At 49.8% G+C, this 5,072-nt stretch carries 4 protein-coding genes; 3 read left to right on the forward strand and 1 reads right to left on the reverse strand.

Translation table 11 applies throughout. From position 1 onward, the window contains the following. Positions 1-54: 54 nt before the first annotated feature. Positions 55-3,027 carry a Tn3 family transposase gene (locus AKL28_RS23010; RefSeq protein ID WP_050470624.1) on the reverse strand — a complete coding sequence of 991 codons (2,973 nt, stop codon included), beginning with the start codon at positions 3,025-3,027 and terminating at the stop codon, positions 55-57. Positions 3,028-3,333: 306 nt separating this feature from the next. On the opposite strand from AKL28_RS23010, the gene AKL28_RS24710 reads away from it, so the two are divergent. The 3 genes from AKL28_RS24710 to AKL28_RS23020 all read left to right on the forward strand — a co-directional run bounded on the left by AKL28_RS24710 (position 3,334) and on the right by AKL28_RS23020 (position 4,759). Then, complete coding sequence (locus AKL28_RS24710) at positions 3,334-3,552, forward strand: hypothetical protein (RefSeq protein ID WP_156226455.1); 219 nt, start codon at positions 3,334-3,336, stop codon at positions 3,550-3,552. 136 nt (positions 3,553-3,688) lie between these two features. Further along, positions 3,689-4,267, forward strand: coding sequence for a 3'-5' exonuclease (locus AKL28_RS23015; protein WP_050470626.1), 579 nt, complete (start codon positions 3,689-3,691; stop codon positions 4,265-4,267). 15 nt (positions 4,268-4,282) lie between these two features. After that, on the forward strand, positions 4,283-4,759 hold the full coding sequence (locus AKL28_RS23020) for a 3'-5' exonuclease family protein (protein ID WP_050470625.1): 477 nt from the start codon (positions 4,283-4,285) through the stop codon (positions 4,757-4,759). The last annotated feature ends 313 nt before the right edge of the window (positions 4,760-5,072 follow it).

Raw genomic sequence — 5,072 nt, forward strand, 5'->3', positions numbered from 1 at the left:
GAGGATCGGCCGGGATTCGTGAAATTTTGGCCAGATACGCAGTAACCTATTGATTTATAAAGCAAAATCAATTTTATAGTTCAGCGGCTCTGCGGCGCGATCCAGATCCAATGGATACTCGCCGAAGCGATTGATATGCGCACGCCGATATGGCGCCATTCCTCTGAGAATCTCTTCCGTTAGCACATAGCCCTTAGCCTGGAGCCGTTTGAGTATCTTGGACATCGTATGTACGTTGTGAAGGATCACCATGTTGGCCACGAGTTGGTTATATTTGATGACCTTCCGCTGTTCATGCCTGATGTTCTCAGCGATGATGCCGTCACCACCAAAGAACAGCCATTTGACAAAATCATTGAACTCTTCGCTCTTGTTTGTCGCAGCATTGATTGTCTTCCGCAATTCTGCGTCATTAATATATTTCAGCAGAAACATTGTACGTACTACCCTCCCGAGCTCTCGGAACGCGTAATAGAGCCGATTTTTGCGGCTTGCAGTGCCCAGACGTCGCAAGATCGTCGATGGAGCAATCTTGCCCGCCTTAATTGAGATTACTACCCGCAGCATGTCCTTCAGGTGGCGAGCGATCAAATCCCAATCGATCACGCCTCTGAATAACCCTCCTATGTGTTCGTACTGATCCGATCGATCTCCACGGAAAAATACCAAGTCCTTGATGTTCCTTATGCGCGGCATCAGGTTGATACCCAGAAGATGCGCCAGTCCAAACACGGGCGTGCTTTGCGCCTGGGTGTCGCCATGCACAGTGTCTGGCTGAATGTCTGATTGGTTGTTAATCAGTCCATCTAGAATGTAGACAGCCTCATAGACACCACAAGGAATAAAGTGGCTAAAGAGCGCGATGTACTTATCCGAGACATGGTAATAGCCTATTCCACCGTACCCGCCATATCTGATGTGATATTCGGACAGCAGATTTTGCTCGAATACGTTCCATTTCGTGCCGTCAGCCGATGCGCTCTTTCCTGTCCCCCAATACCGGGGTAAGGCAAAGCGATTGTAGGCATTAATGACCTTAACAATGGCCTTATCGAGCCGCTGTTCGGTCACGTGCTTCAGGTTGAGCCAAGCCACTTGCTTTCGACTCAGCCCCTTAACAGAGCGAGCCGTTTGAACGGGGCCCAGGTTGCATCCGTAGCAGAAAAGTGTGGTGATGAATCGCTTTCTAGGATCGTCAATTTTTGGCTCAAAGCCAGAAAGTGGTCCGAAGAACTTGTGTAGATCAAGCCATTTCTCGGTCTCGGTCAAGACATCAAGTATGCTTGCCTCAGTCATCTCAGAGGTGATTGCGTGATCAATGACCTCAATACCATCAGGAGGTTTGGGACGTTCAGGCCTACGGATAACTACGCCCGTCTGATCGATGTCCACGTAACCATTGTCTGGGAATCGCTGATCGACCATCTTGGCGAGATCTCGCAGTTGTTGCTTCAGCCCTGCAACAAATGCTTCCGGATCGACCGGAAGATTTACTAGTTCGCCATAGGCTTGCACTTCTTGCTCATACTGCTCCCAAGACACCAAGTGGGTGCGATAGTCATCATACTCGCCACTATGTTCGACGTAGAGATCTCCGGACTTCAATTCGTCCATGACCGCGCTAAAGACCGATAGCTCGAAGTATTTTCGATGGAAGTGTGGCTCAGAATCATCCTGTCGCTTGCCGAAGACAAGCTGATGCCATTTCTCTGGCATCCATTCCAAATCTAATTCCTCTATACCCGATTCAGCACAAGGTAATTGCTCCCGATGGCTTGATCGATACTTCTGCAAAAACGCAATTGCCTCAAGCAAGCTGTTGTCCTGTGAGCTGGAACTGAGACTCAGAGCCTCAAGACACTTGAAAAGTAAACTTCGCTTCGGGCCATATCCATTCAACATAAATGGATAGTAATTATTGCCTGCGAATGCCATATGCTCGTCACACTGGTTGATCCATCTTTCGTAGTCGCTGTGCAGCGATTCGTCAACGCGGGCTATTTTTTGATCACCCGTTCCATCTTCATTCAGCACACTCAGAACATCGCGAAATTGTCCGATTAGGCGCTCTGTCTGCTCGGCGTGCTGCAAATGGTACTGTCGCAGCCTCTCCTCAGCGGTATTGTGCAGGTTGCGCAGCGCCTTTAAAAAGATATCGGCGATATCGTCCATCGCCTTTTCCAGTTGTGTCTGGATCAAAAGTACTGCCAGGGTATAGCGCTTTAATGGCTTCACAGAGCGCATTTCCGCCAAATCAAGTGCTCTTGCCTCAAGCGTCATTTGCTCGCGCTTTGTGGCTGCAATATGTTGGGTGCTGGGTAGTCCTGCTGCCAACTCCATCATCTTGTCTACGTGTTCCAGGAAGTCAGTGACCTCACGCACGTTAGGTTGCTTCGGCTCCCGTTTAAGACTGTCCCATCCACTACGCCCAGCTTGAGGTGTCAAGATCGCTTCGAGGCGCTCAATCATGTCTTGACCTAAAACGCCGCCTACTGTCTTGTAGATTTGTTCGTTGACTGTATTCCGACATTTGGCAGCCAACCTAGAAAGAACCGTGAAGCCAGGAAGTTCATATTTTCTCAGTACCAGCTCTTCGATCAGAACGTTGATGATGTCCGGTAGCTCTTGCTTAGTCTGTGCCGCCTGCATCGCAGAGCTCTCTAGCCATTTCTCCGCTTGCTTATCGATCAGGCGAAGTCCAATGTAGGAGCGTAGGCGCTGATGTTGAAGTGAGCGTGTTCCGGAATCATCGTATTTCAGTATTGCTTGCTTTGCCGGCTTGCGTAAATTCGCAGCATCGCAAATGTGCTCAATAATTTCAGTTGGCACCGACGCGACTGACACAAAATATCCAAGTCGTTGAAGTAGCTTCATCTTGATCAGCATGAATGCGCGTGGCCCGACCTGCCGATATTGTTTAAAGACGTATTCTATTTCCGAGCTTGAAGGTGTATATACAGCCGTCAACTCTTCTTGGCTATATTCATTTTGTAAACGTGGATACGCTGTCTCATGGATTGCCGTCATCGAAGCTCGCTCCAACAGTTTGGCATGGGAAATCGTTCTTGCATGCCGGTAATCTTTGAGTTCAAACAGGAAGGAGGATCTTCTTCAGCGAGCCCTTGAATACCATAGCGATGGTGACATTGCATCACCAACATAAGCTTGTCAACGGAAAAAAATCACTGCAAGATTTCGAGCGCCGAACCTGCGTCAGCTCGACGTGCAGCATGAAAAAATTGTGGCCACGAGATGCTATAAACTGTGTCACGAAATACAGCAAAACGTGATCGTGGCTGATCAAAAATGCAAAAGGGAACAAGATTGGCTTGTATGAAAAGACGTCAAACCTACTCAACCATCCTCGAACGCGGCGGAAAAGTCTCATGGCCGATGGCGTTGACGGACTGGAAGATTGGCCAGCGCGTGTTCCTCTCCATAAAGGACGGCGCTATTGCCGTGACCACCCGGCCATCGCGTTCGATGAACGGTCGAATATTTTCCGCGCGCGTCAGCCGCAAATTCAGCAGCAAAAATTTCGTAGCTACCTGATAGCTATCGGGTAGCTCAAAATTGAGCCGGCTCAAGTTACCACCGCTGTGACTCCCCTTTAGTCACTAAAGGGCAACGAATTTCGCATGCGAAATTGTCTCTCACGCCGGACTGTACCCAATATCAAGAGGAACAAGTGGCAAGAATTCTCGTAGTCGACCTGGAAGCGACATGCTCAGACGACGGCAGCATCGCCCCCGAAGACATGGAAATCATTGAAATCGGCGCCTGCTGGACCACCGAATGTGGCGTGGTGCTTGAGCGGTTTCAGCATCTGGTGAGGCCATTGGCACGACCGATACTCACGCCATTTTGCAAACAATTGATTGGCATTACCCAAGAAGAAATCGACCAAGCCCCCTTGTTCCCGGTAGCGGCACGCGCGCTTCAAGCGTTCGTCGATAACCATGTCTCCGATGATACGGTGTGGATGAGCTGGGGCACCTACGACCACAAGCAGCTCCTCAGAGACGCTCAGCGCCACGGAGTGGCAATGCCGCTGACTATGCCTCATCAGAATGCTAAGAGGCTATTCGCGAAGGCGCAGCGAATCGGCAAAGAGGTCGGCATGGCCAGAGCGTGTAAGCTAGCCGGCCTTGAGCTGGAGGGGCAGCATCATCGTGGCTTGGACGATGCTGTCAATATTGCTAAGCTGATGCCCTGGGTATTGGGACAAGCCTCTCTTCAGGGTTCCAATAAGCCAGCGAATTCCTAACCTGATGGAGCATCGATGTCTTTCAACATCTTTATTGACACCGAATTCACCGACTTCCTCGATCCACAGTTGATCAGCATCGGCCTGGTGACGGAAAGTGGCGAGGAGTTCTATGCGGAGCTTCCCTATGAAATCCGCGAATGCAGCGAGTTCGTCAAAGCGGCCGTCCTTCCGCTCTTGGGATATGCACCTCACGCTGAAATGACCAAGGACGATCTCTACGTCCAGATGACCAACTGGCTCAGGCTGGTAAGGCCGAAAGATCAAGAGGTCTTCATTTGCTACGACTACCAGACTGACTGGGACCTCTTTTATGACGCCCTGGATGGCCGCGTGCCTCCATGGTGCAAGCGCCGCCTCGTTGCTGATCGCATCAATGAGCTATTGCGTTATGAGTTTCATCAGGAACATAAGCTGCCTGAGCATCACGCCCTCAATGATGCCAGAGCAAATTGTTATGCTTTCCGTGAAGTTCCTTCTAATTCATCGTAGCCCTGAGATGGCCGTTCGATCTTCACATTGTTGAGCGCTGATCCATAATGCGATTGGATAGTTTCCAATAACGGACATCGTCCATCCCAGCACTTATACAGGAAATAGCCTCCTATGATGCTGCCAGCGATGCCTGATAGGGTGAATACCCAAAGTGATGCGTCGAAAACTTCATCTAAGCTAACTAAGTGAAAAATCATCTTAAGGGCACAGGGTAGATACCCAGCAATCACATGAAGCGACTTTGCATGAATTGCTCATTGAAGCAAAAAGCATTCAATGAGCAGGCTGTAGGCTATCGATTGCTTGATGG

This window comes from Herbaspirillum chlorophenolicum (assembly GCF_001189955.1).
GTDB classification, from domain to species: Bacteria; Pseudomonadota; Gammaproteobacteria; order Burkholderiales; family Burkholderiaceae_D; genus Herbaspirillum; species Herbaspirillum chlorophenolicum.